The following is an 11976-nucleotide window of genomic DNA, read 5'->3' as shown; positions in this document are numbered from 1 at the left end:
GGGACCTCACCTTTTTATTTTTTTATATGAATAATAAGATATATATGGTATAACGAATATGACAAATAAGGTTGCGAATAGATAATCGTATGCGTATCTGGGAACTTCATTGTAGTATGGCCATTCTCCGTAGATCCTCATTATGTTCAATTTTATGAGGCCAAGCCAAGGTATCTGTCCATAGGCTACGGCCACAACTTTGTCTGGTTTTACCGGTGGATACCCGAATATGTTCTGATCCGCAGCTACGTAGGCATCGTACTTGGCAATGAAAAATGGCGATGTGGCTAGGTTATGATCGCCGACCGTTATAAAGCCATCCTGACCTCGGAGATTCTGCAGATTGACGTAAAGATTCCTGCCATTGTAGCTGCAGTTGTATATTATAACGTAATTGTCCGTAACTTTCATCCAGCTCTGATTGTGATAACCGGAGATCACAGGCGTTCCGTTGTTCCATGAAAGGTAGAACATGGCCCTGTGAATTATGACCTCTCCATCCGGCGCATTGTAGAGTATGACCTGGCCGTACTCACCATATGTTCTATAATCTATCTCCCTACCGACAACGTATGTTATGATGTTCTTCACAGGATCGTTTACCTTTTTCAACAGAACTATGTCCCCTGTGTTTATTACTCCGAACTGCCATTCGCTGGAATGCTGCATACTCTCCGATTCCACCACGGAGGCTGGGGGCCATATTCCACCATAAATCGTGATCGATGCTATGATGATCAGGATCACAGCCACGAGTATTATAGTTCCATATTTTGATAAGGCCTTAATTGCTGACAACGTATTCCGTATGAAAATATCATATTTTATATCTTGCTACTTAAGGAGGTTATTTTATTAATAAAACGGCACTATCGAATAAAATATTCAGAAAAATTGAAATATTGACACTCAGAGTGCAGATAATATCTTTATAATAAGTTCAACTATACAACTATGTTTTTTGTTGCTACCATAGGCAAGGCTCACGAGAAGATAGAGGGTTACAGCTATGATGTAATGCTGAGATACATACTCTCACTTAACCCCACCAAAATATATGTAACATATCTGACACACTATGATTATGATCATGGCCTCTACGGAGAGGAGATAAGAAAACTGATGAGCGACGATATGATCGCTGACAGGGTATCATTCCGCGGTGTAGATGAAAAGAAATACAGTGCCCTCTATCAGAAGTACGTGGACGAAAACAGATCATCGCCTGAATTCGTAATAAAATTCAACGTGTTAGATATCATGAATACAACGCTGAATTCCTACCTCGAAGGTTATTGGAAGGATCCACAGACCGTGAATTCCGAAGTGACGGATTCTCTGTTCAGGGCCAAGCACAAATTGACTTCTGCAATGTTTCCTGAGCTTGAGATGCTCACGTGGGAGAACAAGCACCGCGAGATCATGGAAAATATAGAGATGACTGGAGTTACACCAAATACGATGATACTCTGCCCAGCTGAAAGCAGGTACTGGTTTATCGATCATTTTGGCCCTCACAGCTGAATAATCGGTGACGGTTTTCTGAAAAATTTCTTTTGATCCATCTTTTTACGCAGGAATCATTATCAGATCGGAAGTCATCACCTACTTTGGTATACTTTTGCCTGAGCCAGCATTTACGTACAGATCCATTCTCTTGAGGAAACAGATACAGGCAGTATCTGGAGCACAGTTCATCAGAGTGCTCGCCAGATCCCAGATATGGATATTCATACCTGTTTACCTAACAAAGGTCAGGGATCTCCCTGTATATTTCAGTGGCATACTGTTTCTTCTCACAGCAATGATTGCGCTCCCGATCTCCGTTTATGGCGGAAATTTGGTTGACACCATCGGCAGGAGGAAAGTATCGCTTGCAGTCCCGGTATTGCTCTTCGCCCTCATGATCATAACTGCGCTATCAATACTTTACAGATCAAGCATAGTATTCATTGTCATCGAATTTCTCTCAATAGAGCCTATATCCGTAATTCAGTGGATCGCCGATAATGCAATAGTCTCAGACGTTACCGGTATTGGAGAGCGAACCGGATCTTTTGGCATACTGCGCATAGCAGGCAATCTGGGCTTCAGCGCCGACCCGGCGATAGGAGGTTTTCTAGCCGGTTATTCTTACGCTTACATATTCCTGTTCGGTGCTGCAGGAGCTGTCATTGAGCTCCTTCTCTACTATCATCTTGTTAATGAAACAGGCAAGCTCAGAACCGGATCGGGAAAATTCAGCATGCCCCTGTCTGATAGATATTTCGTCGTGGTGGCAATCATGATCGGCGTCACGTACTTCGTCTCTGGCCAGTGGGGAACAACTCTGACGCTATTTCTTTCCGTTATTTACGGGATTTCAAACAACATGATAGGCATCCTGTATTCGATAAACGGCATAACAGTAATACTGCTACAGATGCCAATAATCCGAATGATCGAGAGAATAAATGGATTCTGGCAGCTCGCCCTCGGCACAATCGTGTATGGCTTTGGATTTTTCGTTCTTGCACTGACCCACAGCTTTCTTCTACTAGGACTGGATATAGTTTTCATAACCATTGGTGAAAATATCCTTGCGCCAGTTACGAATTCGATAATATCAAAGATTGCGCCAGAAGATCGTAGAGGAGAGTACTTCGGTTCTGCACAGCTGATAAGCGGATTCATATCGCCGCTCGCTCCAGTTATGGGTACATTGCTGATATATCGGAATGCAAATGATCCACTGATGGTATGGAGTCCAGTGCTAGGCATAGCAATACTGGCCTCTATCTCAATAATTATAGCAGGCAACAGACTAATGAAATCTATACAAGCTCATGTCTGATGCGGACCATACGTATCTGTCCAATCAGGACTTCGCTCGATATGTTGAGGCCATTACGATTAAGATCTTTTTATTACTGCTGGTAATATAATATCGTTCATTGCATACATCATAAGAATTTAATATGAAAAAAATATCTGAGGAAAAATGAATTCAGCAGAATTGCAGATTCACACGGATACAGAACGAGTTGAGGAAAAATATATACGCGAGGATAGAAAACTGAGAAAGGATCTCGGCATTGTCGATTTATTCCTCATAGGCATAACCGGCGTGATAGGATCAGGATGGCTATTTGCGCCACTTTACGCTGCCAGAGTTGCCGGCCCAGCCTCAATCATATCTTGGGCAATTGGTGGTGTCCTCGTCCTTCTTGTGGGATTAACCTTTTCGCATTTAATGGGTTTCAGAACCGAAGCAGGAGGGATGGTAAGGTATCCAATATATACGCATGGTAAACTGGCGGGTTCGATCACCGGATGGGCATTATGGCTTGCCTATACCATGAATCCACCGAGTGAGGCCAGTGCGCTTGTGGAATACATGTCTTCATACGTACCCGGAGTGTTCCATAGTGGTACGTTGACGCCTGAAGGTATGGGCATCGCCTTAGGTTTCATGTTTCTATTTGTGCTTGTGAATTATTATGGTGTCAAGATATTTGCTAGAATAATAAATGGGCTAACGGCCTTGAAACTGGTTGTGCCAACAGTGACCATGCTGACCCTCATCCTCCTATCATTCAGATTCAGGAATTTTACGGTTTCGGGATTTTATCCGTATGGACTTTCATCGGTGCTTGCAGCGATTGTCTCCGCAGGGATCGTATATTCATACCTTGGGTTTCAAGCCGTAATTAACCTTGCAGGCGAATCCAAAAGGCCAGCTAGAGACGGGCCAACAGCGCTCATTCTTGTCATCATCTTTTCGCTTGTATTCTATATAGCACTGGAAATAACCTTCATAGGTTCCGTTCCTTCTTCCTTTCTGCGACATGGATGGTCTGGATTGTTTCTGGCCTCTCCCTTTGCAGATATAGCTCTGTATTTCAACCTGACGTGGCTCTATTCGCTGATCATAGCTGATTCGATATATTCGCCAAGCGGATCCTCTATGGCGGCCGTAGCTTCGAACTCCAGGGCAACGTATGCACTCGCGAAGGATGGTTTCTTCCCATCATTCTTTGTTCGCATTGATGGCAAAACTGGTATACCACGAATTGCGCTGATATTTAACTTCGTGATCTCAGCGATCGTACTTTTGACGCTGAAGAGCTGGCATTCCATAATTGAGGCACTAGGTGTGCTTCTGCTGATATCATTCATTGGCCCTGCTGCGTCGTCCGGCGTTATAAGGCGAACATCGCCAGAGAATCAGATACTGAAGGGGCTTTATGGAGTAGTACAGCCTGCAATCTTCGTTATGGCTGGGATCATAATTTTCATTACTCCGTTCACCAAGATCGACATAGTCATAGCTTTGTTCTCTATTCCGGCGGTGCTGCTGATATTGAAAGAAAAGAATTTCAGAAATGTTGACCTAGGATACGGGATTTGGCTACCGGTCTATCTGATAATTATTCTTTCGTTCTCCTTTCTGCACACCTACTATGAATCGTTAAACATACTTGTTCCTATCACAGCTTTCGTATTTCTATCATTATTTGTATATATTATCGCCGTTAGAGCTGGAATCTCTTTCATGAAGTCCGGAAAACAAAAAGAATAAATGTATAAATGAAATTTCCCTCAAAGCTCCGGTGGTGTAGTCCGGCCAAGCATTAGGGACTCTCAATCCCCCGACTCGGGTCCAAATCCCGACCGGAGCATAGAATACAAATATGCTGGAAGTTGTCCTAGAAAAAACTTCATCTTATTTGCTTACTGTATTGCTGCATCTTAGGAATGGCGTTGATATATCTGCGTGATCGAAAGATCCTCATGCCTGAGGATTCTGTACGCATATTACGCCGATGCACCCTACTTCGGGTCCTCAGTTGTATATGTGTTTCTTGCCATGCGTGTATAGAATTTCATTTCTACCTTTTAGCGCAACAAGCTCGCGTCTCCTTTTGAAGTATTTATACAACATTTCCCCCTTGCAGATGACGAAAAGATAATCCCTATCCGTGCTCCCTCTAACTTTTCTCTACCTGTTGATGACTTCCATGATCTCAGGCGGAGGACCTATCTCTCTGACCTTCTGCCCCTTCCCTCTCACCCTTATCTTGTCCTGGCCGATGTTGTCAAGGCGGAGTTCGCATGCCTCCTGAGCCTTACGCCAGTCCAGAAAAGCAGCATGAACATACACCTTTCCTCTGGCCCTGTTCTTTCGGCTACATAGAGGCGTTTGTCTCTCTCTTTTGGTACGCATAATTCCACAACAAAGGAGTTCTACCCCTTGAAATATTTCAGATCCTTCTTCCCAATGTATTTGAGGTACCTGTTGGACACCTTGATGTGGTCGTTGGCTATTGAGTTACCCATTGTATCCCAGATCTTGCGTAAAATTACATTTATTGAGTCCGGTCCTCTAGGTTACAACTCTGTGCCTACATACGCTTCAGGAGCCTTATGGTGTTCCTCACTGTTTTATACCATCAAAACTTAACGCTCTGCATCAGGTCTTGACCTGAGGAGATATGCACTTCTTTTTAACCATATGTAAAGGACGTCAAGTTTTATCTTGAAAGTTATTGTGCTCATGATTTAGTAGGGTTGGAAACATTCACAACGAACTGTAATGGAGGTATTTTCGTTTTTCTTAGAATATTAGGGTGTCTCACAATTTAGGAACTGACGATTTTCACCATCTCCCTTGGCTTATCTACCATTTCGATGTTTGATGCGATCAATGAGATTGCATGCAATGGTCTTCAATCCAATCGCTTTATCGTATGATCCGCTCCTGACATACCATACGTAATCTGCCTTAAGTATCTCTTCCAGTATAGAGAACAGCCGTTCTATCCCTCATCTAAGGAAATACAGCGAAGAATACTTCTTTCTCAGATAGATACCAATGCTGCGGTTAACAGTCAATCGATTGGGAACTATGCCCCCTATGTTCGTATAGATAACAGTAATGGCATGCGTTATCAAAGGCGAAATCATATTTCTCTAAAATATCGTATACAGAATCTGCAAGTACGTACGGACAATTTCTGACAGAATCGATTATATGATGTGAAACACAAGAAACATGGATTTTTCCCTTCGTGATCTTATAGTTGATTATAAGCAAAGAATCCACCTCTATGAACACGTGGCATTTTCTTCCATAGAGCCATCTCTCCGTTGTCTTCGATTGATACAGGATTCTCGTAGTTTACATACTGTTTCCTCCTGACAGCAGTGAAATACCTATATTTACTTACAATTAATCGATAGTTGCACAATAATTCATGAGACATAAGAATACGATCTAACTGTTCATTCCATGCAGATCGAACTTCCGAGACCTTTATGACATCTAATACGATAGTATAGCATAAATTCCTATCATATTCATGTATTCTTCATCGTTCATGCATACATCAAGAATGGTCCGATATGTAGAATATCTGTAGCAGAATTAAGATCTCCAGGATCGGCCTATCTGTATATTTCATTTATCAGACGAAATTACACTGTCTACAATCTTCGATCAATGTGATATGCTTCCGGGGCATACCCCGTCATCAATTTCCTATTAATATTGTTCGACATTTGTCGGATGTTCCATAAAAGATAAAACCCCTATTTGAACGTAACAAAGTTTATAATTGCTCCTGTAGACCAAGCCTGAGGATAACACGGCTTAATTCTCAACTTACTAAGATCCATAATCTTTCCATAGCGATCTACACCAAAATATTCCGGCATTCTCCCATAATACTCGTATGCTGCAATCAACCTCTCTCTCAGCTCCCGATATTCCTTTAGATATCCTCTCCTTTTTATGCCATCCGCAATTATCCAATTGTCTTGTGGCCATATAGAACCGCGTTGATATGCTTTGGGATCGAAACGTGGATCCTTTGCTGATAATGTTCTTATTCCGTAATCAGTTAATAGATCACTTTCGAACAGTCTATCTATTACATCTCTTTCTCTAGATCGTGTTAGTATACCGCTGCCAATGAGATGCCCAGGATCAGACGTTGCTGCCTGTTCTATCACGCCATCCCCATCAACAGCAAGGCCATAATAACCAGTTTCTTCCAACCAGAATTTGTTTTCGAGAATCTCTCTCATTTTTGAATAAAAGTCCTTTAGATCCGGCAAAGACTCCTCGATGAGCGAGTCTGGAAATAAATTGAGCACAAAATCAGCACTTTCATAGAAATATCCCTGTACACCAACAGTTGCAACTGGGGATTTCAATCTGTCCATTATATCTCCAACTCCATCTCTCCATGATTGGGACATCAGACCTGCACCCAGCAGCGCTTTATCGTAGGTAATCAATCCATCAGATGATGAATATGCAATAAGGAACTGCATTGCCATCATAATCGAGTCTTTGAACTGTTCTATATCTATCAGATTTCTCAGGAACAGATTCTTTATCAAAAGTATGAATAAAGGCGTACTGTCCACAGAAAAATAATTTATGCGGCTGTTCAGCCATGGTATGGATCTTTTGCGGTCTAAAAATATTTTTTCATCATCATAATATTCATGAAGTATTTTTCCTGGATATTCTCCAATTGAATAATCTAGTTTACGCCCCTGCAGATCTTTAAGGTATATAACGGTATTTTGAGCTATATCTGGGAATAGATCAATGAGTTGAATTGAGGATATTATCGAATCACGGCCAAATAAAGCTCTAAATTTAGGTAAGCCTGCATACAGATATCCTTTAGGACTCCTCAATATGCGAATCTCATCCAATAGATTTCCAGGGACATCCTGAGACAACTCAAGGCACCAGCTTATAAGGCATATAAATAAAGGTCATTATGGTTTTAACCTGTTATACCGGCAGACATATAGCTACCTCTAAGGAATTTTGACAGTATTATTGTCAGGATTATCACAGGTATTGTAACCAACAGAGCAAAAACCGTACCAGTGAATATGTCGCCCCTTGCTGTACTTTCCAAGTATATCAATATAGGAAGGGTTGGATGCACTGGAGAAATGATGACTGCGAAAGTGAATTCGTCCCATGACATAAGCCACGAAAGTAGGAAAGCAGCCACAACACCAGGTACTGCAAGTGGAAATATGATGCGGTATAGTGCCTGTATGAATGTGGCTCCATCCACCCTTGCCTGATATTCGAGAGTTCGAGGCACGGATTCAAGTGAACCAGTTATCAGAAATACAGTTAACGGTAGAACAACAAGCTCCTGAGCTAAGGCTAGGCCCAGCGCAGAGTCGTAAAGACCTATCTTTATGAACGTGGCGCTAATAGGTATTGCTATGGTCAGCGATGGTATCATCGTGGAAAAGAACAGTAAACCAAGTATTAGATTGCTCAGTTTATATGGAATCCTGGATAGACCGTATGCGGCATGGAAACCTAACAATATTGCTATGGACGCCACGATGAAAGCTGTTTCCAGAGATTTATAGAATGCTGCTATCAAAATTGAACTATATCCAGAAAAAGCTGACTTGAGATTTTCTAAGGTAAATTTGCTAGGAATCAAAGGAGGATAATATGCGCCAAGAGTTTGACTTGGACTTGCAAACGCGATTATCACAAGAAAATAAAGTGGGATAATCACTATGAAAGAAAAGATAACACCGCCGATATAAAAATAATACTTTGATCTTGGGCCTTTGTATTCATTTACCATTCGAACTCACCTTTCCCTGTCTGGATCTCATAAACATCACAAGAGCAGCGAACACGAGAACGAATGCCAGCAGTATCGTTGCCCCGGCGTCAGCTGGATAAGCGTTAACCGTATCGAATAAGGCGTATGTCATGGTCGTGAGCAGTGCATGTGGAAACAGCAATAGTGCCATTGCGAATATATTGAACTCGCTTATGCCCCTTATCATCAGAGCTATGGCAATGAATCCGATCATATTTGGTATTGTTATATGGAAAAAGCGCGATATCGGACCGGCACCATCTACCATTGCCTGCGCATACAGGTCGCTAGGTATCGTTACCATTCCGGATAGCAATACCAGCGTCACTATCGGAGTATTCTTCCATGAATCCGCAAGTATCAGTACTAAGAGAGAGGTTCCATAGGAACCGGTCCAGTCTATGGGCTTTAAGTGCAGATCCAAAAGTACTGTGTTTGCGTATCCTCCAAACGTTGAAAATATGTCATGGAATATTACACCAGTCACAATCGTAGCCACACCGAACGGAATCAGAAAAATGGCTGAAAACACTCCTCTACCTCTGAATGGCTTTGAAAGCAAAGACGCAACTAGAAAGGCAACAGTAAACTGAAGTAGAAGAGCAGAAGCAGTAACGATGAATGTATTTATGATCGGAGAGGTTCCAAAGGTAGAAAATACGAAATTGTAATTGTACAAAGACGTCTTGCCGGTGGCTGTGTGAAAACTTCCGTAAACTGCTTCAATTGCAGGAATAAACGCCAAATACAATACATAAATAATAGCGGGCAGCATAAGTATATATGCTGTCCATTCGTCTCTCCATTTCATACTAAATACCTTATTTTTTCAAAGTTTATACAGATATCGGTGCATATGCATTCGGGTTATTGTAGAGTGTAGCGTTGGCTTGGCCATAGTTAGCTGCTATATAGCTATACATCTGGCTGTGAGCATAGCTTAGAAGACTCGGTATATCCGAATATGTCTTACTGTGGGTAACGAATAGCGGATTGAATACATCGTTGCAGAATATAACTTGCCATTCTGTGATCCATGGTGTTGGGTTTCTGAGGAATACTCCCGTAGCGATAGCCTGCTCAAGTGCTGTGAATATAACGGATTCGCTTTTCGGTAGATTCCTATAGGCGTTTTGATTTATAGCAACCCATGAAAGGTTCAGCAGGGTTTCCCTCTGTGCCTGCGCGCCAAGCAGGAATCTTATGAATGCTTCAAGACTTGGGATATTTGTCGCACCCTTTGGTATGAACAGAACGTCACCACCAAGTACATGATTCGCATTCACTGGACCGGCTGGACCAGGATAAACACCAAGCGTGGAATTAGTCATATTGTATGGTGAAGCCGTAAGTATATTGTAAACGTATGGCCACTGGTAATCAAGAATGGAATAATTACCTACCGCTAAACCCCTGTAGGACCCCCAGTATCCCGTTTTGAAGTCCGGGCTGAAATATGCGCTTAGATTGTAAAGCATTTCCACGGCGTGTATATCTCCTGTATCATTGAGATACAGCGGGTTGCCTCCAAACTGGACCATCATCTGGTACATCTCGGTTGCGGTGCTGGATCCTGTATGCCCTCCGTTTGTGGATGCCCCTTGGATCATTATTGGATCTTTACCAGTCTTGCTGTGTATCGTCATTGCGTCCTGAAGCAACTGTGTATAATTGGCTGGTGGAGAGCTTATGCCGGCATCAGACAGTGCGGTTTTATTATAGAATACAAGCGGAACATTACCACGGAATGGGAAGAAATATATTCCCCCAAAAACCTTCTGTTCATACTGAACCAGATTGGATGCCGCGGGAATAAGGCTTGATGGCATTAGCGCCGGAGACATTGCCGTGAGATTCATCAGCACATTTCCATGCGAGCTGTATATGAGCTGGCCGATTTCGAGGTTATCCTGTCCTGCCACTATTGGGCCTACATGGCCTGAAGCTTCCATAGCAAGTATATCTTTAGATACATCTTCACTTCCAACGTTAACGAATGTCACATGAATTCCAGGATATTCTGCCTCAAACTGTGGTATAAGCGTATCATTTATGAATTTGGCCTCAGATGCTGCTACGCTCTCATAGAATTCAATGTTGACAACGCTAGAGCTTGTCGTTTTTGCTGAATGGAATGGAAAGTAGCCCGCAGAGAATGCCACTATCGCGACAACCACTATCGCGATTATCCATCCCCATGGTTTCTTCTTTTCTTCATAGTCCTGACTTTCAGTCATTTTAATCATGGTGGTATTTCAAATCATTCTATTTAAGTATTTTTATTAGTAAATAGATTTTATGTGGAATAAATTAAGCTGTAATAAATTATATAATAAGCTATCTTAATACATTAAATGAATTAGGTCATTGTACCTGATTCTGTGCTTCTTCAAATGTTTTGTATTTTTTTATACTGAAGCTCACCTTATCTCCGGCATTATATTTTGTTTCAGACTTCAAAATGATCGATGAATCCTCCGGCCCAACGCAGTGGAGAAAATAAGTTCCACCTACCGTCTCCACCGAATCAACAGTAGCAATATATTCTCCTTCATCTTCGATAATAGCCCATTCCGGACGAAACCCTTTTTCCCCAATGAAGTTCATTGGATAATCCCCTATAAAATCTCCGACCCAGACGGTTTTTGGATCATTGTAGAGTTCTTCATACGATCCAATTTGCTCAAATTTTCCACTGTGCAAAACACCTATTCTGTCCCCAAGTGCTTCAGCTTCCTTCTGATCGTGGGTAACGAAGAGAAAAGTCTGATCAAGTTCCTGTTGAATCTTTTTTAGTTCATTTCTAGCTGCATATCTTACTCGCGCGTCCAGATTGCTTAATGGTTCGTCAAGCAGAAAGAGCGCAGGATTGCGTACAATTGCTCTTGCCAGAGCCACCCTTTGTTGCTGCCCACCACTTATCTGCGTTACTTTTTTATCCAATAGATTTTCAATTCCCAGTTTTTGTGCGGTTTCATGAACTCTTCTAGATATATTCCTGAAATGGTTCATCCTGAGAGGAAATGCGATGTTGTCAAAGACATTCATATTTGGATACAGGGCATAGTTCTGAAAAACCATGGCTATATTTCTCTTATTTGGAGGTAATTTTGTTACATCCTTGCCATCTATTATTATTTTTCCAGAATCAGGCTGTTCTATTCCGACTATTATCTTTAGAAGAGTAGATTTCCCAGTTCCAGAAGGTCCTAAAATAACAAAGAATTCTCCCTTCTCAATTGTCAATGAAAGATCCGATATCACCTTAAATTTACCATAGGATTTATTGATATTTCTAAGTTCAAGTTTTGCGGTCATACGTCGATATATT

General features: G+C 41.8%; 11 protein-coding genes and 1 tRNA gene. 4 read left to right on the top strand and 8 right to left on the bottom strand.

The window, feature by feature from the left end; translation table 11 throughout:
- Positions 1-6: 6 nt before the first annotated feature.
- A complete protein-coding gene (locus TA_RS00765) occupies positions 7-798 on the bottom strand; it encodes a S26 family signal peptidase (protein ID WP_010900578.1) in 792 nt (263 codons plus the stop codon).
- A gap of 156 nt (positions 799-954) precedes the next feature.
- Here TA_RS00765 and TA_RS00760 point away from each other — a divergent pair, with 156 nt between their 5' ends.
- From TA_RS00760 to TA_RS00745, 4 genes are all read left to right on the top strand, one after another.
- The gene (locus tag TA_RS00760) at positions 955-1524 is read left to right on the top strand and encodes a hypothetical protein (RefSeq protein ID WP_048161448.1); all 570 of its coding nucleotides are present in this window, start codon (positions 955-957) and stop codon (positions 1522-1524) included.
- Positions 1525-1621: 97 nt separating this feature from the next.
- Positions 1622-2833, top strand: a complete 1212-nt coding sequence (locus tag TA_RS00755; RefSeq protein WP_010900576.1) for an MFS transporter — start codon at positions 1622-1624, stop codon at positions 2831-2833.
- 147 nt (positions 2834-2980) lie between these two features.
- A complete protein-coding gene (locus tag TA_RS00750; protein ID WP_010900575.1) occupies positions 2981-4561 on the top strand; it encodes an APC family permease in 1581 nt (526 codons plus the stop codon).
- A gap of 25 nt (positions 4562-4586) precedes the next feature.
- A tRNA-Glu gene (locus TA_RS00745) sits at positions 4587-4661 on the top strand.
- Between the two features lie 320 nt (positions 4662-4981).
- Here TA_RS00745 and TA_RS00740 read toward each other — a convergent pair.
- The 7 genes from TA_RS00740 to TA_RS00715 all read right to left on the bottom strand — a co-directional run bounded on the left by TA_RS00740 (position 4982) and on the right by TA_RS00715 (position 11963).
- Positions 4982-5206 (bottom strand): hypothetical protein, encoded by a 225-nt coding sequence (locus TA_RS00740; protein WP_048161445.1) that lies wholly within the window; start codon positions 5204-5206, stop codon positions 4982-4984.
- A gap of 657 nt (positions 5207-5863) precedes the next feature.
- On the bottom strand, positions 5864-6085 hold the full coding sequence (locus TA_RS08280; RefSeq protein WP_241761911.1) for a hypothetical protein: 222 nt from the start codon (positions 6083-6085) through the stop codon (positions 5864-5866).
- A 485-nt stretch (positions 6086-6570) separates the two neighbouring features.
- Positions 6571-7737: an amylo-alpha-1,6-glucosidase gene (locus TA_RS00735; RefSeq protein WP_010900574.1), complete on the bottom strand. Its 1167-nt coding sequence runs from the start codon at positions 7735-7737 to the stop codon at positions 6571-6573.
- Positions 7738-7784: 47 nt separating this feature from the next.
- On the bottom strand, positions 7785-8369 hold the full coding sequence (locus TA_RS00730; RefSeq protein ID WP_197525261.1) for a carbohydrate ABC transporter permease: 585 nt from the start codon (positions 8367-8369) through the stop codon (positions 7785-7787).
- Between the two features lie 244 nt (positions 8370-8613).
- On the bottom strand, positions 8614-9390 hold the full coding sequence (locus tag TA_RS00725) for a carbohydrate ABC transporter permease (protein WP_052295711.1): 777 nt from the start codon (positions 9388-9390) through the stop codon (positions 8614-8616).
- A 91-nt stretch (positions 9391-9481) separates the two neighbouring features.
- Positions 9482-10891, bottom strand: coding sequence for an ABC transporter substrate-binding protein (locus tag TA_RS00720; protein WP_010900571.1), 1410 nt, complete (start codon positions 10889-10891; stop codon positions 9482-9484).
- A 118-nt stretch (positions 10892-11009) separates the two neighbouring features.
- Positions 11010-11963, bottom strand: a complete 954-nt coding sequence (locus tag TA_RS00715) for an ABC transporter ATP-binding protein (protein WP_010900570.1) — start codon at positions 11961-11963, stop codon at positions 11010-11012.
- Positions 11964-11976: the final 13 nt, after the last annotated feature.

The organism is Thermoplasma acidophilum DSM 1728, assembly GCF_000195915.1.
Classification (GTDB): domain Archaea; phylum Thermoplasmatota; class Thermoplasmata; order Thermoplasmatales; family Thermoplasmataceae; genus Thermoplasma; species Thermoplasma acidophilum.
Note: the sequence above shows the minus strand (reverse complement) of the source record. Positions and strands in the feature narration are given on the sequence as shown.